The organism is Pseudomonas sp. B35(2017), assembly GCF_002113645.1.
Taxonomy (GTDB): Bacteria; Pseudomonadota; Gammaproteobacteria; order Pseudomonadales; family Pseudomonadaceae; genus Aquipseudomonas; species Aquipseudomonas ekonensis.
Window position 1 is genome coordinate 18,967 of the sequence record NZ_NEIZ01000022.1, and the last position, 24,866, is coordinate 43,832.

The window sequence follows — 24,866 nt, forward strand, 5'->3', positions numbered from 1 at the left end:
ACCTGCGCCGGGCCTTTTTCTTTTCTGGCCGCCCTATACTCGGCACCACCGCCACCCCAGGAACGACAGGGTATGGACAAGCTTGAGCGCTACAGGATCTTTGTCCGCGTGGCGGAAATGGGCAGCTTCATCAAGGCCGCCAACCTGCTGGAGTTGCCGCGGGCGACCGTCTCCGCCGCCGTGCAGCGGCTGGAGAGCGAACTCGGCGCCCGCCTGCTGCACCGCACCACGCGCAACGTGCAACTGACCGCCGCCGGCACGCAACTCTTCGAACGGGCCGTGGAACTGCTGGCCAGCGCCGAGGCCATCGACCGGCTGTTCAAGGACCAGCAACGCCAGGTCAAGGGCCGCCTGCACGTCGACCTGCCCAGCCGCATCGCCCGCCGCGTGGTGGCCCCGGCGCTGCCGCAGCTGCTCGGCGAGTACCCCCATCTCCAATTGCTGCTCGGTTCCAGCGACCGCGCCGTGGACCTGGTGCGCGAAGGCATCGATTGCGTGCTGCGGGTCGGCCCGCTCACCGACAGCAGTCTGGCGGCCCGTCCGCTGGGGATGATCGAGCTGATCAACTGCGCCAGCCCCGACTACCTGCAACGCCACGGCACACCCGAAAGCGTCGAAGACCTGGCGCAGGGGCATCGGATGATCGGCTATGCCTCGCCGCTCTCCGGCCGGGAAATGCCCTGGGAACATGTCGATGCCCAGGGCCAGGCACACACGCTCACGTTGCCCAGCCAGGTGACGGTCAACAATGCCGAAAGCTACATCGCCTGTTGCCGGGCGGGCCTGGGGCTGATCCAGATCCCGCGCTACGACGTGCAGCACCTGCTCGATGCCGGCGACCTGTGCGAAGTGCTGACGGACGCGCGCCCGGCGCCGTTGCCGGCCACCCTGCTCTATCCGCACCGGCAGCAGCGTTCGGGGGTGTTGGAGGTGTTCGTGGACTGGTTGCAGGGGGTCTTGGCCCCCTGCTTGGTCAATCGGCAGCCAGGCCGCCGTCCATCGCCGTGAACGGTCGGCCCGGTGGCGGCGTCAGGCGCCGGGCGGGTGGTCGTCGGGTCGCTGGGGCAAGCCTTCGTACAGCGGCAGGCCGTACAGCAGCACGTCGGCCCGCTCCTCGCCGAAGCGCGCGATGTTCGGCAGGCGGGCCCACAGCACCGCGCCGATGGACTGCACGATCTGCTGGCTGGGCCGGTTGGCCGCCATGATCCACGCCACCAGGGTCTCCAGGCCGAACTGGCGGCCGAGGATCACCGTCGCATGGCCCAGGCGCACGCCGATGCCGCTGCCGTGGCGGTCGGCCCGCACGTAGATCGCGGTCTCGCCGGTGTGGCGGCAGGCCTGGGTGCCCCAGCTGAAGCGGTTGATCGACAGCCAGCCCACCACCTCGCCGCCGCGTTCGAGCACGTACACCGGCAGCCCGTCGCGCTTGTAGAGGTTGATGTAGAACGTCACTTCCTCCAGCGTCATCGGCCGGGTCACCGGCGAGTTGGCGCCGGTGCCGGCGGTTTCGTTGAAGATCTCCATCATCGCCGGCAGGTCGGCGTCGCAGGACTCGCGCACGCCGCGCGGCAGGGTCGCGGGCAAGGCCCGGCGGTTGAAACCGTTCATGCGCCGGCCTCCTCTGCGAAGACGCTCATCTTCAGTTGGCCCCGGGCCCGGGCCAGGCGCGAACGCACGGTGCCGATGGGCACCCCCAGCTGCACGGCGGCGTCCTGATAGCTGATGTCGGAATCAACCAGCAGGTCGATCACCGCGCGCATGTCCACCGACAACCCGTCGATGGCCTCCACCGCGCGGCTGAGCAGGCGCTGGTGTTCGCTGACGTGGCTAGGGTCGTGCCCGTGCTCCAGGCTTTCGATGCCCGACTCTTCCAGCACCGCGCATTGCGGGCGGCTGTACAGGCTCTTGAAATGGTTGCTGACCAGGTTGGAGGCGATGCCGAACAGCCAAGTCTCCGGCCGGGACGCGCCGGCGAACTTGTGCTGGTTGCGCCAGGCCTCCAGGTAAGTCATTTGCATCAGGTCATCGACGTCGGCCTGGTTGAACACCCGCTTATTGATGAAGCAGCGCAGTTTGCGTTCGCTGCTGCGAGCCAGGCCTCCCAGGTCCAGCTTGATCGCGCCAATCACTTTCATGTCCGTTTGAACGGTATTCGAATCCACGCTTGATCCCTCATGTCTCACGCTATGCCGACAGTGGCGGGAGAGACAGAGAGCAGCGAACGTACCAACCTCGATGCATTTTCAAGTTATTGATTCATAAGGATTTAATTTTCGAGAAACGCCGATTCGGGCAACTTGTTGCACTTTCGGAAAAATCCCCGTGCCAGTTCTTGCACGCCGTTTTCGCGCCAAAGAATGTCCAGGGAACCGGATGCCGCCGCGCGCCACTCAGAGCTCACCTGCACTGCGGTGGAAAGCGCGCCTCCATGAAAATCAACAGCTACAACGACGTCCTGCCCCTGGACCTGCCGGGCCGGTTTCCCTTCCCCGCCGACACGACCGTGGCCACGGCGAAAAACCCGCTGATCGACTCCATGGAAGAAGTCGCGCTCAAGTTCAGCGAAAGCGTCGAGCGGCACAGCAAGAGCCTGGACGAACGCCTGATCAGCGAATCGACGCGGGGCCAGCGGGTCGAGCGCATCGAGAAGCTCGCCGAGCTCTACCGCTTGCTCGACCACGGCGACCAACCGAGCCTGGAGCAACAGGCCCGGCGCATGCAGATGCAACTGCAGCAGCAACCGTCGCTGCAGACCGCGCTGGGGCTGGCCGAGCAGGATCCGGCGCGGGCCGACATCCTGTTGCAGCAGGCCTTGCGCCTGTCCTTGCAGGAAGGCCGGGAGACCGATGCGCAATCCACCCGCAGCCTGATCGACGAGCTGCGCCAGCTGCACGGCGACCGGATCCGCGCCGGGTTCAACACCGCCGGGGCCATCGCCCTGTTCACCCGCGACCCGCAGCAGCGCGCCGCGATGCGCCAGCTCTACTACAAGGCCATCGTCGGCCAGCAGCCGTTGGCCAACCTGCTCGAAGGGCTGCTCGAACAGTTCAGCGAAGAGCAGTTCGGCCGGGGCCTGCGCACCTTGCAGCGGGCACTGGCCGACGACATCGCCGCCCTGTCGCCGTCCCTGCCCGGTGGCGTGCTGGGCTCGATGCTGCGCGGGCTGGGTTCCTGCGGGCGGCTCAACAGCCTGCTCCAGGCCTGCCAGGCGTTGCTGGAGCGCCTGGGCCAGCGGCACGGCGGCATGACCTCGCTGGGCATGAGCAAACGGCTGCTGCGCTTTTGCGGCAACGGTTTCTTCGCCCGGGACCTGACGCTGCTGGGCGATGACACGTTGGGGCCGGCCTCCGACCGTCAGGCGTGGTTCTTCAATGCCCTGTATCCGTTGCTGCAACAGCTGCCGCTGGTGCTGTGGAAAGACCTCAAGACCCGCCAGAACGGCCTGCGCCTGCTGCAGGGCCTGATGGAAGAGATGGCCCGCCAGGAGCGTCAGGCCCTGGGCCTGGACGATGGCCGGAGCCCGCGATGAACCGACTGATCCAAAGCCTCAACCGCCTGGCGCTGGCGGTGATGCGGCGCACCGAGATCGTCGGCGCGGTGATGGTCATGGCCATCGTGTTCATGATGATCCTGCCCTTGCCCACGCCGCTGGTTGACGTGCTGATCGCCCTGAACATCTGCATTTCCTCACTGCTGATCGTGCTGGCCATGTACCTGCCCCGGCCCCTGGCGTTTTCCACGTTTCCGGCGGTGCTGCTGCTGACCACCATGTTCCGCCTGTCGCTGTCGATCGCCACCACCCGCCTGATCCTGCTGCAGCAGGACGCCGGGCACATCGTCGAGGCGTTCGGCAGCTTCGTGGTCGGCGGCAACCTGGCGGTGGGCCTGGTGATCTTCCTGATCCTGACCATCGTCAACTTCCTGGTGATCACCAAGGGGTCGGAACGGGTGGCCGAAGTGGCGGCGCGCTTCACCCTGGACGCCATGCCCGGCAAGCAGATGTCCATCGACAGCGACCTGCGGGCCAACCTGATCACCGTCCGCGAGGCGCGCCAGCGGCGCGAGCAGCTGTCCAAGGAAAGCCAGCTGTTCGGCGCCATGGACGGGGCCATGAAGTTCGTCAAGGGCGATGCCATCGCCGGCCTGGTGATCGTGTTCATCAACCTGATCGGCGGGTTCTCCATCGGCGTCCTGCAGAACGGCATGGAAGCCGCGGACGCCATGCACCTGTACTCGGTGCTGACCATCGGCGACGGCCTGATCGCGCAGATTCCGGCGCTGCTGATTTCCCTCACCGCCGGCATGATCATCACCCGCGTGGCGCCGGACAGTCAGGCCGGCGACGCCAACATCGGCCACGAAATCGCCGAGCAGCTGACCAGCCAGCCCAAGGCCTGGGTGTTCTCCTCCATCGGCATGCTGGGTTTTGCGGCCATCCCCGGCATGCCGGGCCTGGTGTTCGTCAGCATCAGCCTGGTGTGCCTGTCCGGCGGGCTGTTCCAGCTGTGGCGCATCCGCCGCCGGCAACTGTTGCAGGAACATGCCGGCGCCGCCCGCAACGCCGCGCCCGAGCTCAACGGCCGCGAGGACATCCGCCGCTTCAACCCCTCGCGCCCTTACCTGCTGCAATTTCACCCCGCTCACCAGGGCAGCGCCGAGGTCGAGCGGCTGGTGTCCGGCATCCGTCAGCGGCGCAACACCCTGGTGCACCGGTTTGGCCTGACCCTGCCCTCGTTCGAGCTGGAGTTCACCGAGCGCTGCGCCGAGGACGAATTCTGCTTCTGCGTCTACGAGGTGCCGCTGATCCGCGCCACCTTCGACAGCCGCCGGGTGGCGGTGCCGGTGCATCAGGTGGGCGAACTGCATGACGGCGAACGCGGCTCGGCGGAGCGCGACGAAGGCCAGTGGGTCTGGCTCGAACCGGAACACACGCTGCTGCGCATGACCAGCGTGGAGCCGGCGAGCGCCGAAGAACTGATCCTGGAACGCATGAGCCGCGCCTTCCAGGCCACCGGCCCGCGCTTCATCGGTTTGCAGGAAAGCAAGGCGATCCTCGGTTGGCTGGAAAGCGAACAGCCGGAACTGGCCCAGGAGCTGCAGCGTACCCTGCCGCTGGCCCGCTTCGCGGCGGTGCTGCAACGGCTGTCGGCGGAACTGGTGTCGCTACGCGCCGTGCGGCCGATCGCCGAGACCCTGATCGAGCAGGGCCAGCACGAACGCGACCTGAGCGCCCTCACCGACTACGTGCGCATCGCCCTCAAGGCGCAGATCTGCCATCAGCACGCCGACCAGGGTGCGCTGAACGCCTGGCTGCTGAACCCTGAGACCGAAGTGCTGCTGCGCGACGCCCTGCGCCAGAGTCAGAGCGAAGCCTATTTCGCCCTGGAGCCCGAGCTCGGCGGCGCCCTGCTGGAGCAACTGCGCGACGCGTTCCCGCTGCGGGCCCGGCCGGCCCCGGTGCTGCTGGTGGCCCAGGACCTGCGCAGCCCGCTGCACGGCCTGCTCAACGAGGAATTCAACCACGTCCCGGTGCTGTCCTTCGCCGAACTGCTGTCCAGCGTGCAGGTGCAGGTGCTGGGGCGTATCGATCTGCAAGAGGCACAGGCCATGCTGGCCTGACGGAGTGCGACCATGAAACCCCAGATGCTCTATGAACTGCGCGTGCTCACGGGCCTGCACCGTGGCGCGGCCCTGCCGCTGACCGGCGACGAGTGGAGCATCGGCTCCTCCAACGGCGCCGACCTGGCGCTCTACGATCCCGGCATCAAGGATCGCCATTGCCTGCTGCGGCTGGTGGACGACACCTGGTCGCTGTCGCGCAAGGACGGCGCAGTGACCGACAGCGAAGGGCACAAGGTCGACGCCATCGACACCCTGGAGCCGGGCACGCCCTTCTCGCTCAACGGCGTCTGGCTGTCGGTGGTCAGCGCCAACACCGAATGGCCCGAGGACGAGGAGCCCGTCGCCGACGCCTTCGCGCCCGAGGCCTTGCCGCTGAACGCCGAACCGGATGACACGCCCCGGCCGCAAGCGGTGGTGCAGTCCCGTCCGCTGCTCGGGCCGCTGCTGTTGCTGGGCGCGTTGGCGCTGTTTCTCGGGGCGCTGATCTGGGGGCTCAGCGCCGAGGATCCGGTGCCGCCGGTGCCGGTTGCGCCGGCCCGCACGCCGCTCAAGGATGCCGCCGCCGTGCGCGGGGTGCTGGAGGACATGCTCAAGGAACGGGAGCTGCAAAGCCGCATCAGCATCGTCGAGGAACAGGGCAAGCTGCTGCTCAAGGGCCGTTTCGAAGAGGACGACCTGCTGCAATCCACCGAACGCATGCTGCTGCGCTTCGAGCAACAGTACCGCAGCCCCCTGCCGGTGCAGAGCGCCCTGCCCCCAGCCACCGATGTCTTGCCGTTCACCGTGGTGCAGATCAGCAATGCGCGGTTGCCCAGCGTGCTGACCAGCGACGGCCGCCGGCTGTTCCTCGGTGACGAGGTCGCCGGGGTGCGGCTGGTGGACATCAGCGACCACACGGTGGTGTTCGAAGGCGACCAACGCGTCGAGCTGAGCTGGTGATGCAGGCCGCGCTCGAACGCCTGGCCCAGTGGCAAGGCCAGCACCAGGCCCGCCTCGGGCACTGCGCGGCGGTGGAGATCCGCGGGCGCATCGTCGGGGTCAGCGGCATCCTGCTGCACAGCCGCATGCCCCGGGCGCGGATCGGCGACCTGTGCCGGATCCGCCGGGCCGACGGCGGCGAGGTGATGGCCGAGATCGTCGGCTTCGACCGCGACCACACCCTGCTGGCGGCCCTCGGCCCGCTGGACGGCATTGCCGTCGGTGCGCCGGTCACGCCGCTGTTCCAGCCCCATGGCCTGGTGGTCAGCGACCGGCTGCTCGGCACCGTGCTCGACGGCTTCGGCCGCGCCCTCGGTGGCGAAGGCCCGGAAGCCTTCGCACCGGCCGGCACGCCCGGCGCCCTGCCGGTGATCCGCGATGCCCCGGCGGCAACCGAACGGCCGCGCATCGAGGCCCCGCTGCCCACCGGGCTGCGCGCCATCGACGGCCTGCTCACCCTGGGCGAAGGCCAGCGCGTCGGGGTGTTCGCCGGGGCCGGCTGCGGCAAGACCACCCTGCTCGCCGAACTGGCGCGCAACACGCCGTGCCAGGCCATCGTGTTCGGCCTGATCGGCGAACGGGGCCGCGAACTGCGTGAATTCCTCGACCATGAACTGGACGCCGAACTGCGCAGCCGCACCGTGCTGGTCTGCGCCACCTCGGACCGCAGCAGCATGGAGCGGGCCCGTGCCGCCTTCACCGCCACGGCCATCGCCGAGGGGTTCCGCGCACAGGGCCGCTCGACGCTGCTGATCATCGACTCGCTGACCCGCTTCGCCCGGGCCCAGCGTGAGATCGGCCTGGCGAGCGGCGAACCGGCCGGGCGCGGCGGCCTGCCGCCCTCGGTCTACAGCCTGCTGCCGCGCCTGGTGGAACGGGCCGGGCGCACCGGCGACGGGGCGATCACCGCGCTGTACTCGGTGCTGATCGAACAGGACTCGATGAACGACCCGGTGGCCGACGAGGTGCGCTCGCTGCTGGACGGCCACATCGTGCTGTCCCGGCGCCTGGCCGAGCGCGGGCACTACCCGGCGGTGGACGTGCTCGCCAGCCTGAGCCGGACGATGGGCAACGTCACGGGAACCGAACAGCTGCACGGCGCCACACAGTTGCGCCGGCTGATGGCGGCCTACCAGCAAGTGGAGATGCTCCTCAAGCTGGGCGAATACCAGCCGGGCAACGACCCGTTGACCGATTGCGCCGTGGATGCCCGGGCGCGGATCGACGCTTTTCTGCAGCAGTCGCTGCGCGAACCCGTGTCGCTCGACGACACCCTCGACCATCTCTTGCAGGTGACCGCCGATGTCCCACTCTGATTCCGACACCCTGTCGCCGGCCGGCGACGCGCTGCTGCCGACCCTCGACCTGCTGGCCCCGATCCGCCGCCACCGGCTGGCCATGGCCGAACAGGCCTGGCGCCGCCAGCGCGACGTGCTGGCGGCGTTGCAGACGCGCCTGACGCAAATGGCCGACGAGCTGCAACGGCTGCGCCAAAGCCAGCAGCAGGAGCGCCAGGAGCAGCGCGAGCAGCACAGCCACCGCCGCCTGCCGCTGCACGAAATGAACCGCTGGCTGGCCGGCGAGCAGCAGGCGATCCGCCGCATCGAGCGCTTCGAGCAGCACTACAAGGCCTTGCAGCAAGAGCACCGGCAACAGCAGCACTGGACCGACGACAGTCGCCAACAGCTGCGTCGGCGCCAGCGCGACCTGGAAAAGCTCGACTGCCTGCGCGACCTGTCCCGGGAGGCCTCATGAGCGCACGTCCTGCCTTGCTCAAGCCGCCGCCCCGGCCGGCGGAGCCGCCCCGTGCGCGCCAGGAGCCGCAAGCGCCCGGTGCCTGGCCGGCCCGGCACGGCGCCTCCCGTGAACTGCGCGGCGAAACCCACGACGACGGCGACCGCTTCGAACAACTGCTGGCAGGCATTGACGGCCCAAGTCCGGCAGACGTCGGCCAAGGTGCGGTGGCGGACTTCGGCGGCGGCGACCGCCAGCCCTCCGGCCAGGATCCGGAGCGATCCGCCGGCGCCCCCCTGCCCCCCGGGCCGTCGGCGGGCCTTTGGCAAACCCTATTGGCGCGCCTGGAGGAACGGCTCCAAGCGCTCGACGCAGGACCGCTCGACGTCCAGTTGCACATGCCGACCCTCGGCACGGTGTCGGCGCGGATCAGCCAACAGGGCGACGCGTTGGAGATCGCCCTGGGTTTCGCCAAGGACAGCGCCCGGCGCTATTGCGACGCCCGGCGCCAGGCCAGTGCCGATTGGCTCGGCCGGCAGTTGGGCCGCCGCGTGCGCCTGACCCTGCACAGTGAGGCGCACTGACATGCCGGCCCATGCCCTGCGCCTGCCTGGCCTGCCCGCCGCCGACGCCCAGGCCCGCCTGCAATTGGGCGCCGGCCTGGACCTGCGGCTCGCCGCGCCGTCCTCCGCCACGTTGACCCTGCGCCTGGCCCCCGAGCCCTTCGTCCGCGCACCGGGCAACGCCCTCGAAACCGCCTGCGGGCGGCTGTGGCTGGACGATGCCCAGCCGTTGCTCAGCCGACTGTCGCAGTGCCCGGCGATCCTGGATCCGGTGCAACCGGCGTCAGACGACAACGACTGGTACTGGCCGCTGTACAACCATTACCTCGCTGCCGAACTCCAGCCGCTGCTCAGCCCGTTGCGGACGGTGGCGGCAGTGCCGGATGGGGGCATCGATTGCCTGCTGGGGCTGCACGAGGACAGCGCGACCGCCCTCATCTGCCGTGCGCGGATACCCGCCGCCACGCTGCTGAACCTGATCCGTGGCGCGCCCTGGCAACGGCTATCGAGCCATGACGCAGCGCCGGACTGGCCGCTGCGCATCCCCCTGCCGCTGGGCCACTGCACGCTGAGCGCTGCGGAGCTGGCCAGCCTGCGGACGGGCGATGTGCTGCTCGCCGAACAGTCGCTGTTCACCCCCGAGGGCCTCGGCCACCTGCAACTCGGCGCCTGTCGCCTGCACCTGCGGCTCCTGCCTGCAACGGATCTGCGTTTTACCCTCACTGAACTGGAAGACCTGCCCATGAACGCCTCCCTTGACGCTTTCGCCCTGGCCGACAGCGAGCCGCTGTACGCCGCGTCCGAATCCTTCGACGCGCAGCCCGACCCGGGCCGTTTCGACGACCTGCCGCTGGCCCTGACCCTGCGCGCCGGCAGCGTGAGCCTGAGCCTGGGCCAGTTGCGTCACCTGAGCGTCGGTTCGGTGCTGGCCTTCAGCGGCTGCGCACCGGGCCAGGCCAGCCTGTTCCAGGGCGAACGCGCGCTGGCCCACGGCGACCTGGTGGACATCGACGGCCGGCTGGGCCTGCAGATCACCCGCCTGGAGCCGCGCCCGTGAACCTGCAGGATGTCGATCCGCTGACGCTCGCGCTGTTTCTCGGGGCGCTGTCGCTGGTGCCCCTGCTGATGATGATCTGCACCGCGTTCCTGAAGATCTCCATGGTGCTGCTGATCACCCGCAACGCCATCGGCGTCCAGCAGGCGCCGCCGAACATGGCGCTGTACGGCATCGCGTTGGCGGCGACGCTGTTCATCATGGCCCCGGTGTTCAGCGACATGGGCCAACGCTTCAGACAACTGCCCCAGCGCATGGCCGACTACCCCGCGATGGAGAGCGCCGCCGGCCAAGTGGCCGAACCGCTGCGCAAGTTCATGTCGCGCAACGTCGACCCGGACATCCAGACCCACCTGCTGGAAAACACCCAGCGCATGTGGCCGGCGGCGATGGCGGCCAAGGCCAGCCGCGACGACCTGCTGCTGGTCATCCCGGCGTTCGTGCTCTCGGAGTTGCAGGCGGGTTTCCAGATCGGTTTTCTGATCTACGTGCCGTTCATCGTCATCGACCTGATCGTCTCCAACATTCTGCTGGCCCTGGGCATGCAGATGGTGGCGCCGATGACCATCTCGCTGCCGCTCAAGATCCTGCTGTTCGTGCTGGTGGACGGCTGGACGCGGCTGCTCGACGGCCTGTTCTACAGCTACCTGTGAGGACGCCATGGAAACCTTGACCCTGTTCAAGCAGGCCATGTTGCTGGTGGTGGTGCTGTCGGCGCCGCCGCTGATCGTGGCGGTGATCGTCGGCGTGCTGACCTCGCTGCTTCAGGCGGTGATGCAGCTACAGGACCAGACCCTGCCGTTCGCCGTGAAACTGGTGGCCGTGGGCATCGCCCTGGCGCTGACCGGGCGCTGGATCGGCGTGGAGCTGATCCAACTGGCGCAACTGGCCTTCGCCATGATCCCGCAGACGAGGGCCTGAGATGTTCCAGGCGGCCTTCAGCGACATCAGCGAATCGATCATCGCCCTGACCGTCGGCATGGCGCGCCTGTACCCGTGCCTGTTCCTGGTGCCGGCGTTCGCCTTCCGGGAGATCAAGGGCGCGCTGCGCCACGCGATCGTCCTGGCGCTGGCCCTGGTGCCGATGCCGGCGATCCGCGCCAGCCTGGCCGGGCGCGACCTCGGCTGGCTCGACCTGAGCGGGCTGATGCTCAAGGAAAGCCTGATCGGCCTGCTGCTGGGGCTGTTGCTGGCGATGCCGTTCTGGCTGTTCGAGTCGGTCGGCTGCCTGTTCGACAACCAGCGCGGCGCCCTGATCGGCGGGCAGATCAACCCGGCGCTGGGGGACAACACCTCGGAGCTGGGGCACATGTTCAAGCAGGTGCTGATCCTGCTGCTGATCCTGGGCGGCGGCTACGCCAGCCTCACCCAGGTGATCTGGGACAGCTACGGCCTGTGGCCCGCCAGCCAGTGGCTGCCGATGCCCGCCGTGGACGGCTGGGGCCTGTACCTCAAGCTGCTGGCCAGTACCTTTCGCTTCATGGTGCTGTTCGCCGCGCCGCTGGTGGGCCTGTTGCTGCTGATCGAGTTCGGCATGGCGATCCTCAGCCTGTACAGCCCGCAGTTGCAGGTCTCGACCCTGGCGATGCCGGCCAAGAGCCTGATCGGCCTGGGCTTCCTGGTCCTCTATCTGCCGATGCTGTGCTGGCTGGGCAACGGCCGGCTGGCGGAACTGGCCGACCTCAGGCACCTGCTGCCCTTGCTGCTGCGCCCTACCCCCTGAGGCCTGCCCCCTGACCTCTCTGCCATGAAACCTGACGAGCACCGCCCGTGAGCGAAAAGACCGAACAGCCCACCCCCAAGAAACTCGCCGACGCCCGCAAGAAAGGCCAGGTCGGCCAGAGTCAGGACGTGCCCAAGCTGCTGATCTTCGCGGCGCTGCTGGAGCTGATCCTGGGCCTGGCCGGCGGCGGCATCGGCAAGCTCGAAGGTCTGGTGATGCTGCCGCTGCGCCAACTGGACCGACCCTTCGCCGCGGCGGTCGGCGAGGTGCTGACCAAGGCCGGCTGGGACCTGCTGCTGTTCATGCTGCCGGTACTGGGCATCGCCGTGGCCATGCGCCTGGCCGGCGGCTGGGTGCAGTTCGGCCCGCTGTTCGCCACCGAGAGCCTGAAGCTCGATTTTGAGCGGCTCAACCCGCTGAACCAGTTCAAGCAGATGTTCTCCTCGCGCCAACTGTTCAACCTGCTCAACAGCCTGTGCAAGGCCCTGCTGATCGGTGCGGTGCTGTATTGGGTGCTGCCGCCGGCCCTCAACGACCTGATCGGCTTGGCCAACACCGACCTGGACACCTACTGGCAGGCGATGATCGCCCTGTTCAGCCGGCTGTCGCGCACCTGCCTGGGCGTGCTGCTGGTGCTGGCGGTGGCCGACTTCGCCTTGCAGAAGTACTTCTTCATCAAGGGCCAGCGCATGAGCCACGAGGACGTGCGCAAGGAATACAAGGAGATGGAGGGCGACCCGCACATGAAGTCGCACCGCAAGTCCCTGGCCCGCGAACTCACCCAGCAGCCGGCCGGCGCCGCGCCGGCCAAGGCGCCGGTGGAAGACGCCGACCTGCTGCTGGTGAACCCGACCCACTACGCCGTCGCGCTGTTCTACCGCCCGCAGCAGACGCCGTTGCCGCGGATCATCTGCAAAGGGCACGACGCCGAGGCCCGGGCGCTGATCGAGCGCGCCCGCCAGGCCGGCGTGCCGGTGATCCGCTTCGTCTGGCTGGCCCGCACGCTGTACCGCAGCGAGGTGGGTCACTTCGTCCCGCGCGAGACCTTGCAGGCGGTGGCCCAGGTCTATCGCCTGCTGCGCGAACTGGACGACGCCGCCCACGGCGAACTGATCGAGATGCCCGGCGTGCCGTACTGACGCCCCAGAGCTGGAACCAGGCCGCGAGCGCTGCCACTCAGGGCAAAGGAATCTTTCCTGAACGCCCCCGGCGAGCCTAACGAACTCGCCCTGTCAGTCCATGACACGGAGAACAGCATGCCGTCACCGGTTCACGCCAACTTCAGCGCGGTCACTACCCCGATCACCGCGCCGGTCACCGCCCCTGCCGGGCAAAACCCCCAGGGCCTGGAACAGCGCCCCCAGGAGCCGACCCAACGCAGCGCCCATTCCTTGCGCCACATGGGCCAGCGGCTGATGCGCAACATCGGCCAACTGTCCCAGGACCTGCGGGCCCTGCCGCGCCCCTGGGGGCGCAGCCAGAACACGGCCCCGACGGGCAACCTGGCCCCGGCCACCGGCGCACCGCTACAGCGCGGGGCGGCGCCGGCGAGCGAGACGATCGAACTGCAGGAACACCCCAGCGAGGCCGCCGAGGCGTCCGGCTCCACCCCGCGCCTGAACCGCAGCAACGCCGGGCGCTTCGACAGCCACAGCGAACGCATCCAGCGCCAACCCACGCCCGAACCGCCCTCGGCGGGTATCCGCCTCGACGCCAAGGGCAAGCCCGAGTTCCAGCACTTCCAGCCGTCGGCGGTGGGCGACCTGCTGCAAAACGCATTGGGCCAGTCCGGCCAACGCTATCAGGCGCAACACAGCGCCGGCGACGGTCGGAACCATTTGCTGCTGGACCGCCAAGGCCACTTGCTGCACGTGAAACAGACCCCGACAGCCTTGGTCACGGTGCGCAGCAGCCGGGCCGAAGGGCCGGTGGCGGACAAAGCGGCGGCCGCGCCGGGCCTGACGCTTGAGGGCAACGCCGCCAAGGTCGGCGACGGCGCGCCGCTGCCCACCCTCGGGCGGGCGCAGTTGGGGCACCTCACCGGCATCCACGAGGACGACGCAGGCCAGACGCTGCGCCTGCACGACGGCAAACTGTATGAGCTCGACCGCGCCAGCGCGACCTGGCAGCAGCCGGCCACGGAGGCCGAGCCGGCGATGTTCAGCCAGCTCTCCCGGCAGGGCAACGGCCATCTCTACGGCCAGAGCGGCGACAACCTGGTGAACCTGACCGACCACGATGCCGTACCGCTCACGGTGGCGGACCTCAAGGCCTTCTCCGTGAACAACGAGGGCATCGCCGCCAGCCTGAGCGGCGAAAAGAGCCAGACCCTGCAGTTCACGCAACTCGCGGACCACACCGCCAAGTCCATGACCCTGGAGCTGAACGGCGGCTCGGCCGAACCCAAGCACATCGGCCTGACAGAGGACCGGCTGTTCGTCAGCGACACCGAAGGCCGGCTGTACAGCGTCGGGCGCGAAGAGATCGACGACGACGCGACCACCCTCAAGCTCCAGCCCGACCGCCGCTTCCAGCCGCCGGGCGAACCCCTGGGCGGCAGCCGTCAGGTCAGCGGTTTCCTCCCTGGCGACGACGGCAGCCTGCATGTGCTGGTCGGCGACAAGGCCGGGCACGCCCATTCCCATCCCCTGGACGAGCAACACCCTGCGCTGGAGCACGGCTGGAACCTCAGCGACGCACTGGTGCTGGACAACCGCCGCGGCCTGCCCGGCGCCGAGGCGCCGACACCGGCCGCCACGTTCGACCTGGAGCGTTCGGGCCGGATCGGCCTGAGCGACGGCCGCGTGCAGAGCTGGGATTCAGCCCGCCAGGACTGGAAGGACACCGGCATCAAGGACGTCACGCAGCTGCAACGGGGCACCGACAGCAAGGCCTACCTGCTGCAGGACGGCAAGCTGCACAAGCTGGACGTCAGCGCCAAGTTCGAGTCGGTGGCGGTCAGCGACGGCCATGCGCTCAACCGGCCGCCGCGCAGCACCGACGTGGCCCTGGGCGATGCGCTGCCGGGCCTGACCGACCGCCACATCACCGCATTCGCCATGCTCAACGACAAGCAGTTCGTGGCGCTGGACGACCACAACCGCTTCACCGCCCACCACAAGAACGGCGAAACCAGCGAACTCAGCCGCCTGGACCTCGAAGGCACGGTGGCCTCGCTGGCGCTCGACGAGAACCACAACCTGCATGCCCTGACCACCGAAGGCAAACTGTTCACCCTGGCCAAGGACGACTGGCAGGCGCCCCCGGACAACCCGCGTCCGCAGGCCAAATGGAAACCCGTGGCGCTGCCCGAGGGCAAGACGCTGGCCAGCATCCGCACCTCCGACGACAACCGCTTGAGCGCCACCCTGCACGGCAGCCAGGATCACTCGCAGGTACAGCTCAAGGGCAACGCCTGGCAACCGCTGACGCCGCGCCCCGCCGACCACAACGCCCTGGACAATCTGTTCGACCGGCTCAAGGGCGGCGTCAAGACCGCGAAGATCCCCGGCACCGGCCTCACGGCCCGGTTCAACTACAACCTGATGGGCCGCGGCGCGATGGAAACGGGCAACCAGGCCAGCGTCGGCGACTACTTCCGCGCGCACATCTTCAAGCCGACCCTGGAAATGCCGCGGCCGCTGAAGAACGTCGGCTATCACCTCCAGCACCGCTATCAGGGGCGCGAAGGCCTGAGGCCGCTCTACGCCTCCGAAGGCCGCGAGTTCAAGCGCCTGGAACTGCTGAGCGAGAAACCGCCGCGGACCGGCGCCGGCCAGGATCTGCAGTCGCGCATCGCCGCGCTGGGCTCCCGCCCCGGCCTGCAGGGCACCGGACTGGTCGAGGCGCTGGAAGCGTTCCGCAAGGAGCTGGAAGACAACAGCCTGCGCGCCACCCAGCACCTGGGCCGGCACGCCGGCAAGTCAACGCTGCTGCAGCAGAAGGAAGGCCTGCTCAACGTCCACGGCGAGCTGTCGGCGCCCTCCAAGCGCAGTCAGTTGAGCCTGAAGCTGGACCGGCTTTCGCAGAACTTCAACTTCGCCAGCTCCGGCCATGATTTCCTCAAGGAACTGAACGGCGCCCTCGCGCATCTGGCGCCCTCGGCGCAGAACCGCACCGGCGCCCTGCTCACGGAACTGCGCAACAACGGCTTGCGGGTGTCCCACCAGAAAGCCGACATCCCCCTCGGCCAACAGCGCGACGCCAGCGACAGCCTGGGCCTGATCAAAGCGCGTCTGGCGCTGGACGTGGGCACGATGGAAGAGTTCGACCAGGTGCTCAAAGGCGCCGAGAAACTGGCCGGGGCCTCCAACACCGAGGCCGGGGTCGAGGCCTTGAAAAAGGAACTGGGCGAACTGAAGGACAAGAAATACGGCGAGCATCCGCTCAAGCAGATCACCGACATGGGCTTCGCCGACCACGCCAGCCTGGAAGGCGCCTACGACGGCATCAAGGGCTTCCTCAACGGCTTCAAGAAGGAAGACCACGCCACCAGCGTCAGCCTGCGCGCCGCCACCGGCAGCAAGACCCAGCCGGAGATGGCGCAGACCCTCAAAGAGGCGCTCAAGCAACTGCATCACCCCGACGACGAGATCGCCGTGCAGCGCGGCTACGGCATGAGCGTGAGCACGCCGTTCGTGTCCCTGGCCAACAAGGGCCTGGGGCCGTGGCCCAGCGGCGCCGTCAGCGGCGCACGCAACTACAGCTTCAGCGCCGAACGCGGCGAGAAAGGCGTGACCGTCTACCTGCAGCGCGAAGGCTCGGGCACCGCCAGCGGGGGCGTCGGCGGCGGCAAAGACTATTGGCCGGGGTTCTTCAGGGGCGAAGACGCCGACCGTTTCACCAAGGTCGACATCGGCAACGACCGCCGCCTGACCCCGGCCCTGCGCCTGGGGGCGGACGTCACCGGCACCGCCGCCACCACCTGGCGAGACGGCGTGGTGTTCACGTTGCCCGACGAGGAAATCGATCCGTTCATCGACAAGCTGGTCGACGGCAAGCTCGATCCGCTGGAACTGATGAAGAAAGGCGTCGACCACGAAGCCCAGAAGAGCCTGCGCTTCAACTTCGACCTCAATGCCAGCGCCACCGCGGAATTCCGGGTGGGGTTCGGCCTGACCGACAAGGACAGCACGCCGCTGTCGGCGGCGGCGCGGGTCGGCGTGGGCGGCACGGTCAACGTCAACCTGCTCAACTACAGCAACTATTCGCTCGAGCAGCACAGCAACAAGGGCGAGCTGCAGGAAAGCAGCCGCAACCGGCCCCGCCTGCTCAACAACTTCGGCGTGTCGGGATTCGCCCGTGCCCAGTTCGCCGGCAGCCGCACCCCGGCCTCGGACGCCGCGACGCCCGCCAACCAGGGCATCACCGCCCCGCTGGGCGTCAGCGCCGGCGTTTCGGTGGACAACAAGACCAGCAAGCGGATCAAGTTCACCTTCAAGGAGGCAGAACCGCTGACCGCCGAGAACCTGGACAAGCTCGGCAAAAGCCTGGGCAAGGCGTTCAAGGATCCGGAATCGGAGCGGGTGCTGGGCCGCCTGGCCGACGCCGACGACGCGCAGTACGCAGGCCTGGACGCCACAGAGCGGCTGCAGCGCCACCTGGAGGGCTTGCAGGCGCACTTCGCCAGCAAGCCCAAGGACAACGACGAGCAATACGCCGCCCTGCGCGCCCTCACCCGCGCCGGCGTCCAGCACCAGGCGGCCGAGGCCCGCCACAGCCTGCTCGACAGCGGCCGGTTCGAATCGACCTACACCAACCTCTCGCGCATCGACGGCAAAAGCGCGGTCGCCAGTGTCATGGCGAAAATCAATCCCCACCATTCGCCGAGCAACGCCGAACGCATCACCGCGCTGATCGAGCGGGATCCGGACCTCAAGGCCTTGGTCAAGCAACTGCAAGCCACCCCCGGCACCCAGGCGCGGGTGCGCCTGGAACTGAAGGACGATGTGCAAGACCTCATCGACCAGCGCAGCCGCGACGGCACCCTCTCGCAGAAGGAACTCGGCGCGCTGCTGTCGGACCGCAACAACATGCGGATCAAGGCGATCACCGTGTCCCACAGCGTCAACCAACCGGAAAACTTCACCTCGCCGCTGCCGGTGCTGAGCTACAGCAGCAACGCGTCGGTCAACCTCAGCAAGGCGTTGGGCAAGATCAACTTCAGCTACGGCCAGGATCAGGACACGCCCAAGAGCTACTTCCTCGACGGCATGATCGCCAAGCCGGGCGAAGCGTTGAAGGCCACGCTCGGCGCGCTGAAACAGGAGGGCCTGCAACTCAAGGGCTGACGCCCGCCCCACGGCCCCGTCCGCCCGGGCGGGGCCTTTACCCCCGACAAGGAGTTCACATGGATCCTGCCTTCTACCCGCTCGACACCTTCCCGGCCCTGGCCGCCCTGGCCGACCGCTGGACGGTGATGCGCCAGGAACTGCTGGCGCTGCACGCGCCGCTGCTGGACATCGACCGCACCGACAAGCCCCACCAAGCGGTGCACGACGAAGTCAGCGCCCATCTGCGACAGGGCGGCACCTACGGCTGGCTCAAGGGCTGGGGCGAATCGGGCGGCAATCGCGACTGGGTGCAATACCCGCTGCTGTTCCGGGATGAGCCCATCGCCCCGGCGCTGGCGGCCCTGCCCCAGACCCTGGCCATGCTCGGCGAAGTCGGCGGACTCAAGGTCGCGGCGCTCGCACGGTTGGCGCCCCAGGCGTTCCTGCCTCGCCACCGGCACCCGGAGATCCGCGCCGAAGGCCTGTTGCAGATGCACTTGACCCTCGATGCCGCGCACGAGCGCAACGATGCCTACCTGAACGTGGCCGGCGAATTCCATCGGCACCGCTGCGGTGCGGCGGCGGTGTTCGACGGCTCGCTGGACCATTTCGTGGTCAACGCCAGCGAGGCGCCGCGCACCCTGCTCTATCTGGAGTTCGACCGGGCGCGCCTCGCACGCCCGACGTGAGGCGCGCCGCCGGGCGCACAAAAAGAAACGGGCGCATGATGCATGCGCCCGTTTTTTATTTGTCCGGGTATGTCAGTGCAAGACCCGACCCAGCCCCGAGCGGGTCTCGCGTACCTGGGCGACGAAGCCGCCGACCACGTCGCTGAAGCTGTCCTCGTCCAGCCGGGCCAGTTCGCGCTGGGTGCACAGCCGCACATCGCCCTTGTCCAGGGCCAGCCAGCAACCGCGCAAGGCCGCGATGTCGAAGTTCATGGTCAGCAGGCGTTGCAGGTTGTCCGGGCCTGGCCGCAAGGCGCCGAGCCGGCAGTGGATGATCACGTTTTCGCTGTGTTCGGGCCACTCGATGACGGCGGCCTGGATCTGTTCGCGGTCGTACAGCGCGCAGACGCCGTTCTGCCAGGTCAGGGGGGTGCCCAACCGATCGGCCAGATGGGCGATGAAACGCTGGATGGCCGGTGTGGAGTTCGCCATTTGTTTTTCCTCTTAAGTTGAATGGCCTTGGGGTTGGCCGTTTCGCAACTTGAGTGGAAAAACAATGGCGAATAGTTCCAGCCGGAACAAATATTCCGGACTCAGTGCTTCAATCCCGCCAACGACAGGAGTTGTCCGAGCAAGGCCTGTAGTTGTTCGCCCTGATCGTCGTTGTGCAGTTCATGCCAGACCACGAAAGTGTGCTGGCTATCGAGACATATGTAGTAACCCTCATAGGATTCGACATTGTCGAAACGCCGCTTGAGAGTCTCGGAAAACAGATCCGGGCGCTGGGCCTGGCGCTGGATGTTCAGGGAAAGTCCCCAGCCCAGGCTCTCCTGGCGGCAGACGAATTCGACGCCCGGAGCCCACTGCCAGACGCTTGCCCGCTTCTGGGCGATGCGCTGGAGGAAGTCCTGCTGATCGGTGCTTTGAAAAATCGTTTCAGTCATTCAGAGGCACCGTACTGTATTGGCCACCGCCGTCACGCAGTGCCGGGGACCACCAGACGTTCAACTCGGAGTTGTTGGCGTCAAGTTGCTGACAATTCCCTATGTGACAGGAAGTTTCAGGTACTGACGTACAAGCGCTCAATATAAGTAAACACAACCACGCAATACCGGCACGACACCACTTCATCTCTTCACCTTCCTTGTCGGACTCTACAGATTATCGCCTCAAAGCCTAGCTGCTTAAGGGCACCGCGACAGGCAAAAGCCATGTCCAGATGATTGAGTCTTCTCTTATAACCCGCGCGAAAGCGGGGGCAACATCGATACCCGTGCCGGCGCCGCCGCAGGCGACGCTGTCGCTGCGGGCCGCAAGGCCACGAACACCTCCGTTGATTCACCAGGTTGCAACAGGAACCGCGGTGCGGCCGTCACTGCCAATGTCGCGCCGCCGGAACAGGCCTCGGGGTTGAAACGCTGCGGTTTGACACCGACGTTCTTGACCACGCCGACCGCCACCGAGTAGTCCGTTGCGCTGAACCACTGCATCCGCCCGCGGTCCAGCGCGAACGGGCCGTCCACTTTACACAGGTCGCCCAAGGCCACACCAGATGATGTTCGTTTGATATCACCGGGTATCCGCCCGCGCACCAGCTCGGCGAAGGTAGCGCCGATCGATGCCCGCAACACCGCAGGCCCCCCCGGTTGGCGGCCGGACGCCAGGGCCTGGCCCAGCTGCGCGCGGTTTTCGCTGGCCACGTAGCGGGCCGGGTCGACCTGATCGCCGATCAGGCGCGGGGTCAGGATGAACAGGCGCTCGCGGCGCGACAGCTCGCGGCGGGTCGAGGAAAACATCGGCCCGACCCACGGCAGCTTGCCCAGCACCGGCACGCGGTCGCTCTGGTCGCCCTGCTCGTCCACGTGGAAACCGCCGATCACCAGCGAACGGTTTTCGCTGATCACCGCCTGGGTGCTGACCGTGCCGCGCTTGACCGTCGGCGTCTGCTGGTCACGCTGCTGCTCCAGCTGGCCGTCCTCGATGTCGACGATCAACTGGAAGCGGTTGTTCGGCCCGCCCCCGATGGTGCGCGGCACTACTTGCAGGCTGGTGCCGGCGGTGACCGGCTGGATCGTCGCCACCCGCTCGCCCGTAGCGGTGATGAACTGGGTGCGGCTGAAGTCGATCACCGCCGGCTGGTTCTCCAGGGTCAGCACCGAGGGCCGGGCGATCATCGAGGCCATGCCCTGCCCCTCCAGCGCCTGGATCTCGGCGAAGAACCGCTCGAAGTCGCTGATGAACAGCGTCGATGAACCGCTGTTGAGCAACGAACTGCCGAAGCCGACCTTGCCCGCCCTCGCCGACCAGCGCGACTCCAGGTTGGCCAGTTGGCTGCGGTCGATGTCGAGGATGATCGCGTCGATCTCCACCAGATTGCCCGGCAGGTCCAACTGCTCGATCAGTTGCTGGTAGGTGGCGCGCTTGTCCGGGTTGTCGTAGATCAGCACGGCGTTGTTGCGCACGTCGGCCGCCACCCGGCGCTGGCCTGCGGCGGACTGGGGCCGGTGGCCGCTGCGCCCGGCGGTGCGTTCGCTGGCCAAGTTGAGGATCTTGCCCCGGGCCATGTCCGCCATGCCTTGCAGGGCGTCGATGTTGGCCTTGGGATCCTGGGGCGACGGCTGCGTCGGGCGCTGGCTGTCGAGCATGTCCTCCAGGATGCTGGCCACGCCGGGGATGCGCAGGCTCTGGTCGCGGTAATTGACCTGGCGGTCGGCCACCGCCGCGTAGCGCAGGGGGAACATCATCACCTGCTGCTTTTCGTCGGGCTTGGCCTTCTCCTTGCTGAACCCGCGGATCAGCTCGACGTAGCGCACAGGACCGCTGACCAGCACCACGCCTTCGTCGGGCAGCTCGCCCCAACCGAAACGCTTGTCCAGCAGGCCGATGTCGGTCAACGCCTGCTTCAGGTCCGGCGCGGCGTCGGAGGACACCTCCAGCCGCTGCGAGACCTGGGCCGACTGCGGACTGACGTACAGCTTGCCGTTGTAGACGAACCACTGGAACTGATGCTCCAGCGCCAAGCGGTCGAGGAATTCCTCGGCCGTCGCCGCCCGCAGCTTGGCGTCCACCGTGCCGCTGACGCCGCTCAGGCTCAGGCCCACACCATAGGCGTTGGCGAAATCCTTGAGCACGGTCTCCAGCGGCGTGCGCGAGGCCTCGTAGGCGTAGGCCGATTGCCGCCAGTCATCGGGCACCACGGCCAGCGCCGGGCAGGACGCGGCCAACAGCAGGGTCAGGCCGCACAGTCGCTTAAACATAGGTTCTTCCCAGAGGCAGAGGACGGTTCACAGGGCGGGGCAAAGAACGGGAAACCGCGGCGCTGCGTTCAAGCATCGCCTCCCACACGTCCCGTTGGTTGGCCAGCGATTCGATGGCGGCGATCAGCGCCGGGATGCCCTGCAACGGCAGGTAGCGCATCAGGCACAGGCGACGCTCGGCCGGATCCAGCGCCAGCGCCCCGCCGAATCGCCCGAGGCTGGGGCCGGACAGGCGCAGCGCCGCTTCAAGGCTGGCGTCGTCGCCGCGCCAGGCTGCGCTGAGCATGGCCAGGCACAGCACGCCGCCGGGCCGCCGTTGCAGGCGCAGCGGCGCGCCGTCGATCAGCAGCCCCAGTTCGCCGTCGCCGCCGTCCAGCCAGCGTTGCGCGGCGAGCGCCAGTTCAGCGGATTTCATTGATGATCGCCTTGGCCAGGTTGTGCTTGACCACGATTTCCTGGTTCGCCGCCCAGCTGGCGGTGGAGGACTGGCGGATCGCCGAGTTGAAGGCATGCCAGTCGTCCGGGGAAAACGCATCCATGTCCAGCGCCGCGGCGTCCAGATCCTGTTGCGCGTTTTCGAAGTTGTTGTCCAGGCGGCGGCGCAGTGCATCGGGAGAAAGCATGGTGAGGCTCCAGGTCGATAACTGCCCATTGAGTGGCACGTTCCCGACGTTGGTTCCCTGCCCGCCTGCGCTCATTGCGCCAGCTTCATGGCTGCGCGCTGTCCGGCAGCGGCCCGAGCGCGCTGCCCAGGGCCTGCCAGTCGATCGCGAAGTCGCCGTGCTCGGTGCGCAGGCACAGGCTGTCCGGCGCCTGCTGCGGATCGGCGCGCAGGCTCCACACGGCCTGGGCCTGCTGCAGGTGGTTCGCGGCCAGGTCCAGCCGGTCAGGGTGGCAATGCAGCACGCCGGGTTCGTCCGCCGGCCGGGCAGCGCTCAGCTGCCGGCACAGGGCGGCGATCCGTGCCGCATCGCCCTGCTCGCCCAGCAGTCGCTGCCAGGCTTGGCCCAACAGCGATTCGGCGCTCTGGAGAATGGCGTCCCACATCTGTTGGCGTTGCGCCTGCCATTGGGCGAGCAGCGCATCGGCCTGCTGCCAGACCTCGGCCAAGGCTTGTTCCTGCGCCGCTTGGCGCAGGCGCTCGGCCTCTTCGCGGGCGTCGGCCAGCAACGTGTCGGCCTGGGCGCGGGCATGCGCCAGCAGTTGCCCGGCCAGCAGGCTGTCTTCGAAGACTTCTCGGCGCAGGACGGGGCCGTCAGGCAACGCCTGGGGATGGCTCAGGCTCAGTCGGCGACGGGTCAGCATGGGGAGATCCTTGTGTAGTGAACGTGAGGGCGTACCAGCCGACCGCCTGCCAGAGTGAGGCCAGCCGTGCGTGGGGCAACCCCTGGAGCGGCGCGTCTTCGATGGATGTGCAGGCGAACTCCAGGCGCAGGCGTTGCCACACCGGTTCGCCGACCCAGGCCCGCAGCAGCCTCAGGCCTTGGCTCTGCGTGTCGCCCTCGCGCCAGCGGGCCGGCAGCCAATGGCCCGGCTGCAGCGCCCGGCCCAGGCGGCGGCACCAGCGCAGCCCCGCGTCATCGAGCCCCGGCGGCGGTTCGCCCTGGCTGCCGGCGCAGACCGCCACCGCCAGGCTCAGCACCTTCGCCCACTGCTGCGCGTCCAGCACCAGCAACGGCAACAGTCCGCCGTTGGGCGGCGCGGGCCGCGTGGCGCCCATGCCCGCATGACGGGCCCGCCACTCAGCCGGCCATGGGGTGTTCGATGGCGGAGCGGCGTCGGCCCACCAGCGCACCCAGGCAAGCGCCTGCGGCGGCGTGACCTCCTGGGGCTTCATGCCGGCCCGGACGGCGCGTTCTTGCCGCCGCCTGCCGCGTTGCCCAGGCGTTGGCGCCAGTGCGGATTGAGGGCGAACAGGCCGGCGACCAGCAGCACGCCGGCCACCGCGCACAGCCCCAGCAGCCATTGCCAGAACCGCCAGCGCTCGCGGGTCAGGGTGAACGGACCGACCGTCACCGTCTCCACGGTCTCGCGGTAACCCTGGGCCGGCACGAACACCACCGCGAGCTTCTTGTCGTCGGCGCCGCCGATCCCCGGAATGCTGCTGGCCACCATGCGTCGGATGCGCGGCAGCACGCTGTCCGGATCCAGCTCGGCGCGGTGCTTGATGAACACCGCCGCCGACGCCGGCTGCACCGGCTCGCCCGGCGCGATGCGTTCGGGCAGCACCACGTGCACCCGCGCCACCACCACGCCGTCGATCTGCGACAGGGTCTGCTCAAGTTCCTGGGACAGCGCATAGAGATAGCGCGCCCGTTCTTCCAGGGGCGATGAGATCACCCCTTCCTTGCGGAACACCTCGCCCAGGCTCGAACGCGAGCGCCGGGGCAAACCCACCGCCTCCAGCGCCCGCACCGCCCGGGAAATGTCGCGGTTGGCCACCAGCACCGCCACGCCGTTCTTGTCCAGACGCTTCTGCGCGTCGATGTCCTTGCCGGCCAGTTCCGCCAGCACTTCGTTGGCGTCCTGTTCAGAGAGGTCGCGGTGCAGTTCCATGCGCTCGCCGCAACCGGCCAGCAGCAGAACCGTCAGCACCGCCGCGAGCGGCCCGAATACCTTGGGATGCATGGCTGCGCCTCATTGAAGACTGGTGAGTTTTTCCACGCTCTGGGCGGCCTTGCTCACCAGTTTGGCGCTGAGCAGGCTTTGCAGATAAAACGACGACAGCGACCGGTTGGCCTGCAGCGCCTGCTGCGGGTCCACCGAGCGCGCGGCGCGCTGCAGTTCGCGGGTCGCCTTGTCGGCGTCTTTGTGCAACGCCGTCGAGGCCTGGGAAATCGCCGTCACCGACGGTTCGTTGCCGGCGGCGCGCGTCGCCGCCTGCTGCATCTGCGCATTGAACCAGGCGATGTCCGCCTCGGCAGGCGGCCTGGCCGGCAATGCCTCGGGCGCGGCTGCACCCGAATGCCCGGTTGTTACCCCTGTAATCGCCATT

General features: G+C 68.1%; 25 protein-coding genes. 14 read left to right on the forward strand and 11 right to left on the reverse strand.

Annotated elements, in window-relative coordinates:
* Nucleotides 1-72 precede the first annotated feature (72 nt).
* Nucleotides 73-1,008: a LysR family transcriptional regulator gene (locus tag CAG41_RS25490; RefSeq protein WP_085640781.1), complete on the forward strand. Its 936-nt coding sequence runs from the start codon at nt 73-75 to the stop codon at nt 1,006-1,008.
* 21 nt (nt 1,009-1,029) lie between these two features.
* On the opposite strand, the gene CAG41_RS25495 is transcribed toward CAG41_RS25490, so the two are convergent.
* Both CAG41_RS25495 and CAG41_RS25500 read right to left on the reverse strand, forming a co-directional pair.
* Nucleotides 1,030-1,608, reverse strand: a complete 579-nt coding sequence (locus CAG41_RS25495) for a GNAT family N-acetyltransferase (protein ID WP_085640779.1) — start codon at nt 1,606-1,608, stop codon at nt 1,030-1,032.
* Nucleotides 1,605-2,135, reverse strand: a complete 531-nt coding sequence (locus CAG41_RS25500) for an RNA polymerase sigma factor (RefSeq protein WP_225927243.1) — start codon at nt 2,133-2,135, stop codon at nt 1,605-1,607. The genes CAG41_RS25495 and CAG41_RS25500 overlap by 4 nt, the downstream gene beginning before the upstream one ends.
* A 293-nt stretch (nt 2,136-2,428) precedes the next feature.
* Between CAG41_RS25500 and sctW the strand changes: the two genes are divergently transcribed.
* From sctW to CAG41_RS25565, 13 genes are all read left to right on the forward strand, one after another.
* A complete protein-coding gene (gene sctW, locus CAG41_RS25505) occupies nt 2,429-3,529 on the forward strand; it encodes a type III secretion system gatekeeper subunit SctW (RefSeq protein WP_085583669.1) in 1,101 nt (366 codons plus the stop codon).
* A complete protein-coding gene (gene sctV, locus CAG41_RS25510; protein ID WP_085633497.1) occupies nt 3,526-5,619 on the forward strand; it encodes a type III secretion system export apparatus subunit SctV in 2,094 nt (697 codons plus the stop codon). The genes sctW and sctV overlap by 4 nt, the downstream gene beginning before the upstream one ends.
* Nucleotides 5,620-5,631: 12 nt before the next feature.
* Complete coding sequence (locus tag CAG41_RS25515; RefSeq protein ID WP_170930303.1) at nt 5,632-6,561, forward strand: FHA domain-containing protein; 930 nt, start codon at nt 5,632-5,634, stop codon at nt 6,559-6,561.
* The gene (locus CAG41_RS25520) at nt 6,561-7,916 is read left to right on the forward strand and encodes a FliI/YscN family ATPase (RefSeq protein WP_085707626.1); all 1,356 of its coding nucleotides are present in this window, start codon (nt 6,561-6,563) and stop codon (nt 7,914-7,916) included. The genes CAG41_RS25515 and CAG41_RS25520 overlap by 1 nt, the downstream gene beginning before the upstream one ends.
* Nucleotides 7,903-8,355 carry a type III secretion protein gene (locus CAG41_RS25525; protein WP_085633493.1) on the forward strand — a complete coding sequence of 151 codons (453 nt, stop codon included), beginning with the start codon at nt 7,903-7,905 and terminating at the stop codon, nt 8,353-8,355. Before CAG41_RS25520 ends, CAG41_RS25525 begins: the two co-directional genes overlap by 14 nt.
* Entirely contained in the window at nt 8,352-8,918 is a 567-nt protein-coding gene (locus tag CAG41_RS25530; protein ID WP_085589517.1) for a type III secretion system HrpP C-terminal domain-containing protein, read from the forward strand. Before CAG41_RS25525 ends, CAG41_RS25530 begins: the two co-directional genes overlap by 4 nt.
* Before the next feature lies 1 nt (nt 8,919).
* Nucleotides 8,920-9,954 (forward strand): FliM/FliN family flagellar motor switch protein, encoded by a 1,035-nt coding sequence (locus tag CAG41_RS25535; RefSeq protein WP_085707627.1) that lies wholly within the window; start codon nt 8,920-8,922, stop codon nt 9,952-9,954.
* Nucleotides 9,951-10,604, forward strand: a complete 654-nt coding sequence (gene sctR, locus CAG41_RS25540; protein ID WP_085633489.1) for a type III secretion system export apparatus subunit SctR — start codon at nt 9,951-9,953, stop codon at nt 10,602-10,604. The genes CAG41_RS25535 and sctR overlap by 4 nt, the downstream gene beginning before the upstream one ends.
* A 7-nt stretch (nt 10,605-10,611) precedes the next feature.
* Nucleotides 10,612-10,872: a type III secretion system export apparatus subunit SctS gene (gene sctS, locus CAG41_RS25545; protein ID WP_085583685.1), complete on the forward strand. Its 261-nt coding sequence runs from the start codon at nt 10,612-10,614 to the stop codon at nt 10,870-10,872.
* Between the two features lies 1 nt (nt 10,873).
* Nucleotides 10,874-11,674 carry a type III secretion system export apparatus subunit SctT gene (gene sctT / locus CAG41_RS25550; protein ID WP_085707628.1) on the forward strand — a complete coding sequence of 267 codons (801 nt, stop codon included), beginning with the start codon at nt 10,874-10,876 and terminating at the stop codon, nt 11,672-11,674.
* 47 nt (nt 11,675-11,721) lie between these two features.
* Complete coding sequence (sctU, locus tag CAG41_RS25555) at nt 11,722-12,813, forward strand: type III secretion system export apparatus subunit SctU (protein ID WP_085640765.1); 1,092 nt, start codon at nt 11,722-11,724, stop codon at nt 12,811-12,813.
* 117 nt (nt 12,814-12,930) lie between these two features.
* Nucleotides 12,931-17,964 (forward strand): AvrE-family type 3 secretion system effector, encoded by a 5,034-nt coding sequence (locus CAG41_RS25560; protein WP_085707629.1) that lies wholly within the window; start codon nt 12,931-12,933, stop codon nt 17,962-17,964.
* A 59-nt stretch (nt 17,965-18,023) separates the two neighbouring features.
* Nucleotides 18,024-18,635, forward strand: coding sequence for an aspartyl/asparaginyl beta-hydroxylase domain-containing protein (locus CAG41_RS25565; RefSeq protein WP_085583694.1), 612 nt, complete (start codon nt 18,024-18,026; stop codon nt 18,633-18,635).
* A 72-nt stretch (nt 18,636-18,707) separates the two neighbouring features.
* Here CAG41_RS25565 and CAG41_RS25570 read toward each other — a convergent pair whose 3' ends face one another.
* The 9 genes from CAG41_RS25570 to sctI all read right to left on the reverse strand — a co-directional run bounded on the left by CAG41_RS25570 (nt 18,708) and on the right by sctI (nt 24,865).
* Complete coding sequence (locus tag CAG41_RS25570; protein ID WP_085583696.1) at nt 18,708-19,106, reverse strand: type III secretion system chaperone; 399 nt, start codon at nt 19,104-19,106, stop codon at nt 18,708-18,710.
* 101 nt (nt 19,107-19,207) lie between these two features.
* Nucleotides 19,208-19,558, reverse strand: coding sequence for a negative regulator of hrp expression HrpV (locus CAG41_RS25575; protein ID WP_085583698.1), 351 nt, complete (start codon nt 19,556-19,558; stop codon nt 19,208-19,210).
* A 291-nt stretch (nt 19,559-19,849) separates the two neighbouring features.
* On the reverse strand, nt 19,850-21,871 hold the full coding sequence (sctC, locus tag CAG41_RS25580; RefSeq protein WP_085695325.1) for a type III secretion system outer membrane ring subunit SctC: 2,022 nt from the start codon (nt 21,869-21,871) through the stop codon (nt 19,850-19,852).
* On the reverse strand, nt 21,864-22,286 hold the full coding sequence (locus CAG41_RS25585; RefSeq protein ID WP_085583702.1) for a type III secretion system chaperone: 423 nt from the start codon (nt 22,284-22,286) through the stop codon (nt 21,864-21,866). The genes sctC and CAG41_RS25585 overlap by 8 nt, the downstream gene beginning before the upstream one ends.
* On the reverse strand, nt 22,273-22,494 hold the full coding sequence (locus CAG41_RS25590) for a serine kinase (RefSeq protein WP_085583704.1): 222 nt from the start codon (nt 22,492-22,494) through the stop codon (nt 22,273-22,275). Before CAG41_RS25590 ends, CAG41_RS25585 begins: the two co-directional genes overlap by 14 nt.
* A gap of 85 nt (nt 22,495-22,579) precedes the next feature.
* Nucleotides 22,580-23,176: a type III secretion system stator protein SctL gene (sctL, locus tag CAG41_RS25595; RefSeq protein ID WP_085583706.1), complete on the reverse strand. Its 597-nt coding sequence runs from the start codon at nt 23,174-23,176 to the stop codon at nt 22,580-22,582.
* Nucleotides 23,127-23,708 (reverse strand): hypothetical protein, encoded by a 582-nt coding sequence (locus CAG41_RS25600; RefSeq protein WP_085583709.1) that lies wholly within the window; start codon nt 23,706-23,708, stop codon nt 23,127-23,129. The genes sctL and CAG41_RS25600 overlap by 50 nt, the downstream gene beginning before the upstream one ends.
* Nucleotides 23,705-24,499 carry a type III secretion system inner membrane ring lipoprotein SctJ gene (gene sctJ / locus CAG41_RS25605; RefSeq protein WP_085583711.1) on the reverse strand — a complete coding sequence of 265 codons (795 nt, stop codon included), beginning with the start codon at nt 24,497-24,499 and terminating at the stop codon, nt 23,705-23,707. Before sctJ ends, CAG41_RS25600 begins: the two co-directional genes overlap by 4 nt.
* A 9-nt stretch (nt 24,500-24,508) precedes the next feature.
* Complete coding sequence (gene sctI / locus CAG41_RS25610; protein WP_085707630.1) at nt 24,509-24,865, reverse strand: type III secretion system inner rod subunit SctI; 357 nt, start codon at nt 24,863-24,865, stop codon at nt 24,509-24,511.
* Nucleotide 24,866 lies beyond the last annotated feature (1 nt).